This window comes from Psychrobacter sp. ANT_WB68, assembly GCF_008369115.1.
Lineage (GTDB): Bacteria > Pseudomonadota > Gammaproteobacteria > Pseudomonadales > Moraxellaceae > Psychrobacter.
This window is the reverse complement of sequence record NZ_VOAZ01000001.1, coordinates 1211445-1224529: the sequence shown is the minus strand read 5'-3', so window position 1 is coordinate 1224529 and position 13085 is coordinate 1211445. Positions and strand designations below refer to the sequence as shown.

Annotated in this window: 7 protein-coding genes and 1 pseudogene; all 8 read right to left on the bottom strand. The window is 44.0% G+C overall.

Annotated features, from left to right (window positions below):
* Positions 1 to 90 precede the first annotated feature (90 nt).
* A complete protein-coding gene (locus FQ084_RS05130; RefSeq protein ID WP_149489518.1) occupies positions 91 to 1944 on the bottom strand; it encodes an ABC transporter ATP-binding protein in 1854 nt (617 codons plus the stop codon).
* A 78-nt stretch (positions 1945 to 2022) separates the two neighbouring features.
* Entirely contained in the window at positions 2023 to 3264 is a 1242-nt protein-coding gene (gene prpF, locus FQ084_RS05125; RefSeq protein WP_149489517.1) for a 2-methylaconitate cis-trans isomerase PrpF, read from the bottom strand.
* A 138-nt stretch (positions 3265 to 3402) separates the two neighbouring features.
* Positions 3403 to 6036 carry a Fe/S-dependent 2-methylisocitrate dehydratase AcnD gene (gene acnD, locus FQ084_RS05120; protein WP_223144858.1) on the bottom strand — a complete coding sequence of 878 codons (2634 nt, stop codon included), beginning with the start codon at positions 6034 to 6036 and terminating at the stop codon, positions 3403 to 3405.
* Positions 6037 to 6377: 341 nt separating this feature from the next.
* Positions 6378 to 7505 (bottom strand): 2-methylcitrate synthase, encoded by a 1128-nt coding sequence (gene prpC / locus FQ084_RS05115; protein WP_149489515.1) that lies wholly within the window; start codon positions 7503 to 7505, stop codon positions 6378 to 6380.
* Positions 7506 to 7640: 135 nt separating this feature from the next.
* The gene (prpB, locus tag FQ084_RS05110; RefSeq protein ID WP_149489514.1) at positions 7641 to 8531 is read right to left on the bottom strand and encodes a methylisocitrate lyase; all 891 of its coding nucleotides are present in this window, start codon (positions 8529 to 8531) and stop codon (positions 7641 to 7643) included.
* Between the two features lie 402 nt (positions 8532 to 8933).
* Positions 8934 to 10232: an NRAMP family divalent metal transporter gene (locus FQ084_RS05105; RefSeq protein WP_149489513.1), complete on the bottom strand. Its 1299-nt coding sequence runs from the start codon at positions 10230 to 10232 to the stop codon at positions 8934 to 8936.
* Positions 10233 to 10527: 295 nt separating this feature from the next.
* Positions 10528 to 11562 carry a LysR family transcriptional regulator gene (locus tag FQ084_RS05100; protein WP_149489512.1) on the bottom strand — a complete coding sequence of 345 codons (1035 nt, stop codon included), beginning with the start codon at positions 11560 to 11562 and terminating at the stop codon, positions 10528 to 10530.
* A gap of 46 nt (positions 11563 to 11608) precedes the next feature.
* Positions 11609 to 12964: pseudogene (locus FQ084_RS05095) on the bottom strand (aconitase family protein); the annotation flags it as partial.
* Positions 12965 to 13085: the final 121 nt, after the last annotated feature.

The following is a 13085-nucleotide window of genomic DNA, read 5'->3' as shown; positions in this document are numbered from 1 at the left end:
TCTAACGATTTAAAGGGCTTTCATAGGGTAATGGTATAAATATAGCAATAATGCATCAAAGACTGAGCATTATAACGATTTCGCCCTGCATTAACTATTTAAGGTTTGACTGATTTTATCCAAATTTAAACTATCCGACATCGCACTGAATATCTCAAAGTATTTACCACGCTGCTCATATAGCGCTTCGTGAGTCCCTGTTTCGACCACCCGGCCATTTTCTATCACCACTAAATCATCAGCATCGATAATTTGGGCAATATTGTGCGATACCATAATCACGGTACGATCTTTTTTAATCAAATCTAGGCTTTTCTTAACCTGTTGACTGGCAATCGCATCTAGGCTCGCCGTTGGTTCATCCAAAAACACAATCGGCGGATCCTTTAAAAACATTCTTGCCAATGCAATACGTTGCTGCTGTCCGCCTGATAGGGACTTTGCACTACTTTCATAGCCTTTTGTTAGTGACATGACTTGCTCATGAATCGAAGCTTTCTTAGCTGCAACCACAATATCATCCTCACTTGCATTCATATCGCCATAACGGATATTTTCGCTAATCGTCCCCGAGAAAATATGGTTGCTTTGTAATACCAAACCGATATTTTGCCTCAGCTCATGGGTATCGTAGTCGGCTAGATTCTGACCATCTAAGCATATCGTGCCGGCGTCAGGCTCATAAAACCTTACCAACAGATTGATAATCGTACTCTTGCCAGCACCACTTAAGCCCACCAGCGCCGTAATGCGATTGGGCTTGATGGTAAAACTGACATCCTTTAGCGCTTGGGTGCCATTAGGATAGGTAAAGTTGACATGTTTAAGCTCAATATGACCTTTTAAGTTTTTGCTACTCAAACCAGAGACTTTTTCAACTTGATCATCGTCCTCTAAAATTTCAAAAAAGCCTTCGGCATAGGTAAGCGCATTGTTAATTTGATCATATATGCGATGTAATTGACGGATAGGGGCCGCGACGTTTTGAAACAGCATGACGTGAAATAAAATCATCCCAATGGTCATCTGACCGTTTAGCACGAAATAAGAAGTCAGTAGTATGATAGCCACTACACCGATTTGTTCGATAAAGGTTTTTATCGCATCATAAATAAAACCAATACTACGGATACGTAGCTGATTATCAGTCATGTCTTTTTGAATGGTTAAATGCTTCTCCGCCTCGATAGACTCGCGCACAAAGGACTTTACGACACTGATTGAGTTAATCAGCGAGATAACAAGACCACTTTTGGCTTCTCTAAAGCCGCGCATCTGCCGGCGGAAACCTTGCAAACGCTTTGCTTGTTTTTGACTGATAAAAAAGTAAATCGGGATAATAATCAGACCAACCAAGCCGATCCAAAAGTTGGTCGAAAACATAATGATTAGCGATACAATGGCACTTGCAAACAGCGGTAGCATATCGATAAAGAAGTTCTGTACTAGGCTTGTAAGACTGCTAACGCCATAATCGATACGGGTTTGCAGCTTGCCACTATCGTTTTCACTACTGGTATAAAACGCCATACGGTAAGTTAAGATACGCTCAATGATTTTTTGCGATAAATCACGCGAGAGATTGATACGAATCTTTTCACCATAAAAGCGCTGTCCAAACGAGATGAATATCGACAATATCTCTTTAGTCAGCAATACCACACTGATAATAGTGAGCATGCGCACGCCAGCTTTCCAAGGCTCGGTAAGGGTGGCGATTTCGGTCAAGGTATCAACAGCATAGCGCAGCACAAAGGCATTAACCTGAGCCGTAAAGGAGCCTAGCACCGTCAATATCAAGGTAGCAATGATTATTAAGCGATAAGGCTGAGCAAAGACGGCAAGCTTTTTTAGGATATCCCACAGCAAAGCCCGTCGCTCCGTTTTTTTGAGCGGCGGCTTTTTGTCTAGTGGTGATTTATTAAGAGTAGGAGAAGTTGGCATTTTATTAGAGTAAAACAAACGCAAGCAAAAAGCTATTCAGAGTATAAGTATTAAAGAAATCGAACAAATAATAAACGTTTAAAACGCATCTGCTGGTACAAACACTTCTCCAACCATGATACGACGAGCAGAGCGGCTCATCGACACCTTTTTGGCTTGCCAGCGTCCATCAACTTGTTCTGTTTTACCGCCAACCAATAACGTCCCTGATGGATGCCCAAAACGCACCTCACTAAGCTCGCCTGCACCTGCTGCCTCATTAACTAACGTTCCCTGAGTAGTCGCTGCTGCTGCAATCGCTACTGCTGCTGTGCCCATCATTGCATGATGCAGTTGTCCCATACTCATCGCACGTACAACGAGATCAATATCATCAGCATTAACTGCTTTACCACTTGATGCGCTATAACTTTGTGCAGGAGCAACCCAAGCAATTTTTGGAATATGCTGACTGGTTTGTGCCTCGGAGACATCTTTAAACAAGCCCATCGCAACACCGCCTTTGGCACGGATTTTTTCAAGCTTAGCCAAGGTTTCGCTATCGCTGTTGATATCACCTTGCAGCTCAGTACCGGTAAAGCCCAAATCTTCTGCTTTCATAAAGATGGTTGGGATACCCGCACTGATAAAGGTCGCCTTTACGTTATCAGTATTTAGGCCACAACCAGACACATCAAAATCATCGACTAGATTGTTTGTCGGGAACATATCACTAGATGAATCTACTGGATCAATAAATTCAATCTTTACTTCGGCAGCAGGAAAGGTCACACCATCTAGCTCAAAATCGCCCGTTTCTTGGACTTGTACCTTGCCTTGTTCATCTAAGTAAACAGGCACATGGGCAATAATGGTTTTACTGATATTCTCTTGCCAGATGCGTACTTCACAAATGCCGTCGTCCGTACTGCTAGCAACTTTATCCGCATCAACCAAGCCCATATTAATCGCGCAAGCACCAACGGCAGCGGTTAAATTACCACAGTTACCCGCCCAATCAATCATCGGCTTGGCAATATTTACCTGTCCAAACAGATAGTTAACATCGTGGTCTTCTTTTTCAGACTTGGATAAGATTACTGTCTTTGAGGTGCTAGAGCTACCATTTCCTAAGCCGTCAATTTGCTTACCATAAGGGTCAGGGCTACCGATGACACGTAATAGGAAATTATCGCGCGACTCGCCAGCAACTTGGCAACGTTCTGGTAGGTCGGAGAGTTTAAAGAAAGTGCCTTTTGAAGTACCGCCACGCATATAGGTGGCTGGGACAGAGATTTGTGGGGCAAGTTTTGGTTTATTTTCTGAAGTTGATTGAGTCATTTTTTATTCCTTTTTATAATTTTATGCATAAACTGTTTAAGTTCGCGTCTTGGATAAGGGGTGGTAGCAGATATAAAAAAACCGATGCCGTATAATTTATACAACATCGGCTCTTGGATTATTCAAAACTCATGATGATTACGCGATATCTAACGTGCCATCGATAAACTCTTTGGCAAAGCGCTGGAGCATACCACCAGCGTTATACATTTTAACCTCATCAGCGGTATCTAAACGGCAGATAACGGGTGCTTTATCAACGGTGCCGTCTTTACGGTTAATGACCAATGTCATCTCACCGCCAGCAGACACTTCGCCTTCGATATGGAATATTTCAGTACCATCGATATTTAGGGTATTACGATTGACACCTTCTTTAAACTGCAAAGGTAGTGCGCCCATACCGACCAAGTTTTGACGATGGATACGCTCAAAATCTTCAGCGACAACCACTTCTACGCCAGCCAAACGCACACCTTTAGCCGCCCAGTCACGGCTTGAGCCTTGACCATAGCCATCACCTGCGATAATGATAAGCGGCTGTTCACGGTTCATATAGGTTTCAATGGCTTCCCACATACGCATGACTTGACCTTCAGGCTCTACTCTAGCAAGCGAACCTTGGATAACCTCACCTTTCTCGTCACGTACCATCTCATTCAATAGCTTAGGATTAGCAAAGGTCGCACGCTGCGCCGTTAAGTGGTCACCGCGATGGGTTGCATACGAGTTATAGTCTTCCGCGGGTAAACCCATAGTATCAAGATACTCGCCAGCCGCTGAGTCACCCAAGATAGCATTAGACGGTGATAAATGGTCAGTGGTGATGTTATCACCAAGCACCGCTAACGGACGCATACCTTTTAGCTTATTCATTGCTGCCATTTTACCTTCCCAATACGGCGGACGGCGGATATAAGTAGTCTGATCACGCCAGTTATAGAGTGGACTTAGTGCTTTTCCGGTGTCTTTTCTGGCTTCATCAAACATCGGGATATAAACAGCGTTAAATTGCTCAGGCTTCACCGCTTTGGCAACGATAGCATCAACTTCGTCATCATCAAACCAGATGTCTTTTAGATAAACGTCATTACCGTTTTGGTCTTTGCCTAACGAGTCTTTTTCGATATCAAAACGAATGTTACCAGCGATAGCATAGGCAATCACCAATGGCGGTGATGCTAAAAATGCTTGCTTGGCATACGGATGAATACGGCCATCAAAGTTACGGTTACCAGATAGCACGGCTGTGGTGAACAAATCATTGTCGATGATTTCTTTTTCGATATCTGGGTCTAATGCGCCACTCATACCATTACAGGTGGTACAAGCAAAGCCAACCACGTCAAAGCCGATTTCTTGGAGCTCAGGCATCAAGCCGGCTTCTTCTAGGTACATTTTTACCGTTTTTGAGCCTGGTGCTAAAGACGATTTTACCCAAGGCTTGCGTAACAAACCTTTCTTATTAGCATTACGCGCAACTAAGCCTGCTGCAACCATATTGCGTGGATTAGAAGTATTAGTACAGCTGGTAATCGCGGCAATAATCACCGCACCATCTGGCATCAGACCATCTTTTGGTTCTGGTAATTTATCTTCAGGAGCGTGGGCGATGCCCTTAGCGACTAAATCCGTGGTGGATACGCGAGCATGCGGACGTGAAGGGCCTGCCATATTACGGACGACTGCAGACAAGTCAAACTCAAGCACACGGTCATAAACCGCATTTTCCATGCCATCAGCCCATAGACCAGTTTGCTTGGCATACTGCTCAACCAATTTGATTTGAGCCTCAGAACGGCCAGTGAGACGTAAATAGTCGATGGTTTGTTCATCGATATAGAACATTGCCGCCGTCGCGCCATATTCAGGCGTCATATTGGAGATAGAAGCACGGTCACCAACGCTCAGTTGGCGCGCACCTTCACCGAAGAATTCAATATAGGTAGAGACTACGCCGGCATCACGTAAGAACTCAGTCATCGCGAGCACTAAATCGGTGCCAGTAATGCCTTTTTGCAGTTTACCCGTTAGCTTAACACCAACGTAATCCGGTAGGCGCATGTATGATGGGTTACCCAACATCACGCTTTCAGCTTCTAAGCCACCAACACCGATTGAGATAACACCCAAAGCATCAACCATAGGCGTATGGCTGTCTGTACCGACCAAGGTATCAGCAAAGGCAACTTCTTCACCGGCTTTGTTTTTAACCACTTGCACAACCGGCGACATTTTTTCTAAGTTAATTTGGTGCATGATGCCGTTACCAGGCGGTACGACGTTGACGTTATCAAAGGCATACTGACACCAGTTAATAAAGTGGAAGCGGTCATCGTTACGACGCTCTTCAATGGCGCGGTTTTTCTCAAAGGCATTTTCTTCAAAGCCGGCATGTTCAACGGCCAATGAATGGTCAACAATTAATTGCGTTGGCACGATTGGATTGACTTTTGATGGGTCACCGCCTTGCTCAGCGATGGCATCACGTAGACCTGCTAAATCAACAAACGCCGTCTGACCTAAAATATCATGACAAACGACACGGGCAGGGTACCAAGGAAAATCTAAATCTTGTTTACCATAGATATGCTGTTCTAACGCCGCCGTTAAGTCTTCTGGAGGGCAACGGCGTACCAAGTTTTCACACAATACTTTTGAGCAGAACGGTAGTTTGTCATAGGCACCCGCTTCAATGCTTTCAATCGCTTCGCGGGTATCAAAGTAATACAAATCTGTGCCAGGTAATGGCTTTTTGAATTGTTCATTCATCGGTTGTACGAGGGCGTTGTCCATAAGTCACCTTTGGCTATTGGCTGGTTGCAATGAGGGCTATTTATAAAAGGATTGTTGATAATTTTTTATAAAAGGGCGGTTCTTTTAGCAAAGCATTATCTATGCGCTACCTAGCACTTATTATTAAACGCGAAAAACTTAGCTTTACTAAAAAAACAGGGTTTTACTAGAGTAAAAGTCAGTCTAAACTCATAAGAAGGTTTAGCGGTTAAGCCAGTCAACATAGCTGACTTAACCGCTAAATTCTCTATACTAACGTACGGTTTATCTGGCATAAGGACTTATGCCAGATAGTTAATCTATATAGCCTATATAGATTAACGCGCACTTATCTCTGGTACTGGGCGCAATTCTTCACCGGTGTATTCCGCACTTGGGCGAATGATACGGTTGTTAGCGCGTTGCTCAAACACATGTGCTGCCCAACCAGTTAGACGCGAGCAAACAAAGATTGGCGTGAACAGTTTGGTTGGGATACCCATAAAGTGATAGGCTGAAGCATGGAAAAAATCAGCATTACAGAACAGTTTTTTCTCGCGCCACATCACTTCTTCACAGCGTACTGATACTGGGTATAACACCTCATCACCAACGTCAGCAGCGAGCTTTTCAGCCCAGCCTTTAATGACGACGTTGCGTGGGTCTGATTCACTATAGATAGCATGACCAAAGCCCATGATTTTGTCTTTACGCGCCAGCATCGCCATCATCTCTTTTTCGGCTTCGTCAGGTGAGCTAAAGCCTTCAATCATATCCATCGCCGCTTCATTTGCGCCGCCATGCAAGTGACCGCGCAATGAGCCAATCGCACCAGTAATACAAGAATGGATATCAGATAGGGTAGAGGCACAAACGCGCGCGGTAAAGGTTGAGGCGTTAAACTCATGCTCAGCGTAGAGGATAAGAGAAACGTTCATGACCTTGGTATGGAGCTCGTTTGGCTTTTCACCTTTAAGCAGATGCAAGAAGTGACCACCAATCGTGTCGTCATCCGTTTCTGTTTCAATACGCACATTGTCGTGGCTAAAGCGATACCAATAGTTAATGATTGATGGGAATGCCGCCAGCATACGATCTGCTTGGTCGTTTTCCTCATCAAAGCTCATTTCAGTTTCTAAGTTACCGAGCATTGAGCAACCGGTACGTAACACGTCCATTGGGTGCGCTGCAGCAGGTATACGTTCAAGCACTTCTTTTAATGGCTGTGGCAAACCACGTAAGCTTTTTAATTTGGTCTGATAAGCATCAAGCTCGCTTTGGGTTGGCAAGTTGCCATATAACAATAAGTAAGCCACTTCTTCAAAAATACATTTTTCAGCAAGTTCTGATACGTCATAACCGCGATAAGTCAGACCAGAGCCTGATTTGCCAACGGTAGATAAAGCCGTCTTGCCTGCGACTTGACCGCGTAGACCTGCACCTGAAAGTTCTTTTTGTGCTGCCATGATAAATTCCTTTTGTTGGTAGCTTTTGGGGTGAAATACTAGTAATGGTTAAACGATAATTAAACAGTCATCAGTAAAATTAAATATCGATGATTTTGCTGATGACTTACTTGCATGATTATTGATTGTCCGTCCTTACTTACTATCGGCAAATAGTTTATCTAGCGTTTGCTCAAACTCATGATAGTTTAAGAAGTCATAAAGCTCCATACGCGTTTGCATGGTATCGACGACTTTTTCTTGTGTGCCATCATCAAGCAGATGCTGATAAACGTTTAATGCCGCTTTGTTCATCGCACGGAAGGCGGATAATGGATAAAGTACCATATTAACCCCAACCGCATATAACTGCTCGGTGGTGTATAAATCAGTTTGACCAAACTCAGTCATATTTGCGAGGACTGGAATATCCAATACATCGGTAAACTTACGGTACATCTCGATATCGGTCAATGCTTCGGCAAAAATCATATCGGCGCCTGCTTCTTGAAAGGCAACGGCACGTTCAACAGCCGCATCAAGACCTTCTACAGATAGGGCGTCCGTACGCGCCATCACCACAAAGTCTTTATGCGTCTTGGCATCAAGCGCTGCTTTTAAGCGATCAACCATCTCTGAGATGCTAACGATTTCTTTATTTGGGCGATGGCCACAGCGTTTTTGCGCCACTTGGTCTTCGATATGCACAGCTGCAACGCCGGCTTTTTCCATTTTCTTAATCGTTTGAGCGATATTAAATGCACCACCAAAACCGGTGTCGATATCGACCAATAACGGCGTATCCACCGCATCGGTAATACGGCGCGCATCTTCTAAGACGTTATCAAGGCTTGTCATACCCAAATCAGGCAGACCAAATGAAGCGTTTGCTACGCCCGCACCAGAGAGGTACAAAGCTTGATGACCGACTTGGGTTGCCATCATAGCCGTATAAGCATTAATCGCACCGGCAATCTGTAGTGGTTGGTTATTATCGTTTTTTTGTTTCATTGCACTGCGAAAGCGAGCGCCAGCTGATGAGGTCATGTCGTAGTCCTTACGTGGAGGGATAATCTTATCGATATGATGAAGAAGGATGAGATTGTTGTGCTTGATTATACCCAATTATCCATGACTGCAAAGCGGTGTTTTACTGTTATTAATTAATAAAAATTAATAAATCTATTAATTTTTATTAATTAATTCATATTATGAATAGTGATATCCATTTTATAGAGATTTGCTGAGATTACTATTCATATAGTTCAAGTTATAAAATCTTCGCCATATTATTATTTACATTTAGTTACAAATCACTCTGTTTTAGTCTATTTTGGCTTTGTTAAGGCTGACCATAGCACTCAGCAATAAAAAGCCCTGATAGCTGAGCTAAAAGGGCTTTTATGATAAAAGGTTTTATAACGAGATTTTAATCAAAATTAACCCGCACTAACCAAGGATACCAGCAAGATTGGCTAGGAATAACAAGGTAAAACCACCTAAAAATACAAGACTTGCGATTGAATAGGCATTCATACCGGCTGATAGTTTTTTATGGTTTTTCACGAGCGAGTAGTTTAACCAACCAAAGATAGGTGCGGATATAAATGCTGATATCATGGCGAACTTCAGCATAGCGCCTAACTGTCCGGCAAAGAAACTAATAATCACCAGTCCGCCACCGATAGCATAAGTGGTCCAAAAGGCGATTTGTTTCTTATTAATCTCGTCTTCACCTTTAATCAAACGCCAGCATTCAGCATTGGCACGCCCGTAACCATCCGCACAGGTAATGGTGGTGCCAAACATGCACATAAAGGCGACGAAGGCGACGAGTAGTCTTGACCATTCACCGATAGTGGCGGTATACATATTGATAAGCTGATCGATATAAGCGACACCTGCAGTCTGAATCTCTTGACCAGAGCCGTATTGTACGAAAACACCTAACGCTAAGAAAAACAGCGCTAAAATAGCAGAGACTAAGAAACCAACATTAAAATCCAACAAACCCTGACGATGCGTTGTGTTGTCAGCCTTTCTCTTGGCTGATGTCCACATCGAGGTGATGGCAGCGAACTCAAGTGGTGCTGGCATCCAACCCATCAATGCCACAATGAAACCCAAAGTCGCTAAATTCCAAGGAGATGCTGGGACAAAATCAGCAACCATCACCGTCGGCTTGCCAGCAGCAATCATCACGGCTAACACGGTTGCGGATACGAGCGCAATCATAATCCACTTAGTCACACCATCAAGCAACTTATAATGGCCAGCAATCAGAAAAAACCAACATACAGCAACGATGATGATAGCTAAGGTAATGCTTGATAATCCTACAGAAGCTGGCAGCATAAAGCCCAATATTACGGCAGCAAGTAATGTCACGGCCCCAGTACTAATCACCGCCGATAAAATGGATAGAATAAAATAAACCCATAGATAGGCTTTTGAGCGTTTGGCATAGCCTGCAATTAGACTCTCGCCAGTATCATAGACGTAATCAGTACCAAAGCGGAAGAAAGGGTATTTGAAGACGTTGGCTAGAATAATCATAATCGCTAGCTGCCAGCCGTATAGTGCACCTGCCTGCGTAGACGAGATTAGATGTGAGCCGCCAATAGCAGCAGTCGCCATTAAAATACCGGGACCGAAAATTCGCCAGCTAAATCCTTCTTGCTGCGGAATAACGGCAACGGCGTCGTCATCGTCAGTGATACTCGGGTTATTGAGTGGTTGTGTGGTCATGAATACCTCGAAATGGTTAAAACGGCAAATTATCACTTACCTGTGTCAGCTTGCCAATGAGCGTGAGAAAAACGTTTTATAAGAACCTAAATATAAAACGATTCATCTTGAATCGACTTTAGCATAATGCTGCTGGACAGGATAAGGATTATTCTAATTATTATTACTAATAGTTTGCATGCCTATTCTTGATAGTTAGCATAATAAGTGATGAATATCAAGGGTTAGCACTGCGTATTTTTTGCCGGTTCTTTATAACACAATACGCCACCGATATCTGCCCATTTGACGCAGTTTAGCGTTGTGATATAAAACTTTGCTGCCGATAAGTAATACCACGGCGCTCATAGACCTGATAAATCGCGCTCAGCAAGTCGGGGATTTTAGGATGGACAAAGTCTTTGAGACTATGTAAGTAGATAGGAGAAGTGGCATTTTCATGCAGCAGGCGTCGATAGACTATTTGCTCGGTACGCACTGTTTTTAGGCTGGCAGGTACCAACGTAATGCCTTCGCCAGCGGCAACCAAGCCGAGCGCCACTTGTAAATCACTCACGGTGGTGGTCATAAATGGAGAGATGCCATATTGGGCAAACAGATGCAGTAAAGGTTCGGTCACCGGCTCAAAAGATGGCTGCTCGTTAGACGACTCATTATGTCGGCTGCCGCTTTGATTATTAGCAGTAGCCATATTATTAATAGTGTTCTTAATAGGTTGGGCTGTCGTCGATATAGGCAGGTGGGTTTGATGATATAAAATCAAGCGATTATTTGCCAAGTCAATCAAGCGTTGTTCAGTGATATGGGCGAGCGCATGCGCTTTAGGAAGCGCTACCAAATAACGCTCATGACGCAACAATATTTGCTGAATCCATGGGTCTTGATGAGCAAAGCGACCAAAGCCAACGTCAATTTCGCCCGTTTTTAAGGCTTCAATTTGCTGATAGGAGCTGATGTCCTTTAAATTGACCTCAATATCAGGGTTAGACTGTTTTAGCTTAGCGATGACCTCAGGTAGTAAGCCATACAGCACTGATGGCACAAAACCAATATTTAAGGCGGCACTGGGCGCTGACAAGCGTTGGGTCATACTGGTGACGGTGTCAATCTCTGTCAGTATCGTACTGATTTTATCGTAAAAGAATACACCCGCTTCTGTCAGATGTAGCGGTCTATGATAACGATCAACCAACTCCACTCCCATATCGGTTTCAAGCTGCTTTAATAAACGGCTAAGCGTAGGCTGTGACAAGCCTGTTTTGGTGGCAGCCGCGCTAAAGCTTTTGCAATCAGCGATAGCAATAAAAGCATTGAGCTGTTTTAAATCCATATTTTCATGCTCATCTGTCTATGACGCTTATTTAACCTAATATTGTGGGTGCTAAAGACGATTTTACCCAAGGCTTGCGTAACAAACCTTTCTTATTAGCATTACGCGCAACTAAGCCTGCTGCAACCATATTGCGTGGATTAGAAGTATTAGTACAGCTGGTAATCGCGGCAATAATCACCGCACCATCTGGCATCAGACCATCTTTTGGTTCTGGTAATTTATCTTCAGGAGCGTGGGCGATGCCCTTAGCGACTAAATCCGTGGTGGATACGCGAGCATGCGGACGTGAAGGGCCTGCCATATTACGGACGACTGCAGACAAGTCAAACTCAAGCACACGGTCATAAACCGCATTTTCCATGCCATCAGCCCATAGACCAGTTTGCTTGGCATACTGCTCAACCAATTTGATTTGAGCCTCAGAACGGCCAGTGAGACGTAAATAGTCGATGGTTTGTTCATCGATATAGAACATTGCCGCCGTCGCGCCATATTCAGGCGTCATATTGGAGATAGAAGCACGGTCACCAACGCTCAGTTGGCGCGCACCTTCACCGAAGAATTCAATATAGGTAGAGACTACGCCGGCATCACGTAAGAACTCAGTCATCGCGAGCACTAAATCGGTGCCAGTAATGCCTTTTTGCAGTTTACCCGTTAGCTTAACACCAACGTAATCCGGTAGGCGCATGTATGATGGGTTACCCAACATCACGCTTTCAGCTTCTAAGCCACCAACACCGATTGAGATAACACCCAAAGCATCAACCATAGGCGTATGGCTGTCTGTACCGACCAAGGTATCAGCAAAGGCAACTTCTTCACCGGCTTTGTTTTTAACCACTTGCACAACCGGCGACATTTTTTCTAAGTTAATTTGGTGCATGATGCCGTTACCAGGCGGTACGACGTTGACGTTATCAAAGGCATACTGACACCAGTTAATAAAGTGGAAGCGGTCATCGTTACGACGCTCTTCAATGGCGCGGTTTTTCTCAAAGGCATTTTCTTCAAAGCCGGCATGTTCAACGGCCAATGAATGGTCAACAATTAATTGCGTTGGCACGATTGGATTGACTTTTGATGGGTCACCGCCTTGCTCAGCGATGGCATCACGTAGACCTGCTAAATCAACAAACGCCGTCTGACCTAAAATATCATGACAAACGACACGGGCAGGGTACCAAGGAAAATCTAAATCTTGTTTACCATAGATATGCTGTTCTAACGCCGCCGTTAAGTCTTCTGGAGGGCAACGGCGTACCAAGTTTTCACACAATACTTTTGAGCAGAACGGTAGTTTGTCATAGGCACCCGCTTCAATGCTTTCAATCGCTTCGCGGGTATCAAAGTAATACAAATCTGTGCCAGGTAATGGCTTTTTGAATTGTTCATTCATCGGTTGTACGAGGGCGTTGTCCATAAGTCACCTTTGGCTATTGGCTGGTTGCAATGAGGGCTATTTATAAAAGGATTGTTGATAATTTTTTATAAAAGGGCGGTTCTTTTAGCAAAGCATT

Coding starts and splice junctions, on each gene's coding strand:
- prpC (WP_149489515.1), bottom strand. CDS start 7,505: ATGGCAGCACAAAAAGAACTTTCAGGTGCAGGTCTACGCGGTCAAGTC.
- FQ084_RS05100 (WP_149489512.1), bottom strand. CDS start 11,562: ATGGATTTAAAACAGCTCAATGCTTTTATTGCTATCGCTGATTGCAAA.
- acnD (WP_223144858.1), bottom strand. CDS start 6,036: ATGAATGAACAATTCAAAAAGCCATTACCTGGCACAGATTTGTATTAC.
- prpF (WP_149489517.1), bottom strand. CDS start 3,264: ATGACTCAATCAACTTCAGAAAATAAACCAAAACTTGCCCCACAAATC.
- prpB (WP_149489514.1), bottom strand. CDS start 8,531: ATGACCTCATCAGCTGGCGCTCGCTTTCGCAGTGCAATGAAACAAAAA.
- FQ084_RS05105 (WP_149489513.1), bottom strand. CDS start 10,232: ATGACCACACAACCACTCAATAACCCGAGTATCACTGACGATGACGAC.
- FQ084_RS05130 (WP_149489518.1), bottom strand. CDS start 1,944: ATGCCAACTTCTCCTACTCTTAATAAATCACCACTAGACAAAAAGCCG.